We start from the raw sequence: 366 nt of genomic DNA, 5'->3' as shown, positions 1-366 counted from the left end.
GGGCAACGTCCGTGAACTGGACAACGCCCTGCAGCGGGCGCTGATTCTGCAGCAGGGCGGGGTGATTGAAGTGGCGGATTTCTGTCTGGCAGGCGCCATTCCATTGTCAGCTGGCAATGAGCCATTACCCGCGGTCGCCGCTGAAGCCAGCGGCCTGGGGGATGACATGCGCCGCCACGAGTACCAGATGATCATCGATACCCTGCGCGCCGAGCGTGGCCGCCGCAAGGAAGCCGCCGAACGGCTCGGCATCAGCCCGCGCACCCTGCGCTACAAACTGGCGCAGATGCGCGATGCCGGGTTTGACGTCGAGGCCAGCTTGTTCGGCTGACAGGCCCAGTTCGCACGCGCGACGCGGCCTGTGTG

General features: G+C 66.1%; 1 protein-coding gene. It reads left to right on the top strand.

Translation table 11 applies throughout. The features are described 5' to 3' along the window. The coding region (locus tag GYA94_RS26470; RefSeq protein WP_304363552.1) for a helix-turn-helix domain-containing protein at positions 1-331 on the top strand (331 nt) is incomplete at its 5' end. Between the last annotated feature and the right edge of the window lie 35 nt (positions 332-366).

The organism is Pseudomonas juntendi (assembly GCF_009932375.1).
GTDB classification, from domain to species: Bacteria; Pseudomonadota; Gammaproteobacteria; order Pseudomonadales; family Pseudomonadaceae; genus Aquipseudomonas; species Aquipseudomonas juntendi.
This window is presented reverse-complemented; position numbering and strand designations above follow the sequence as displayed.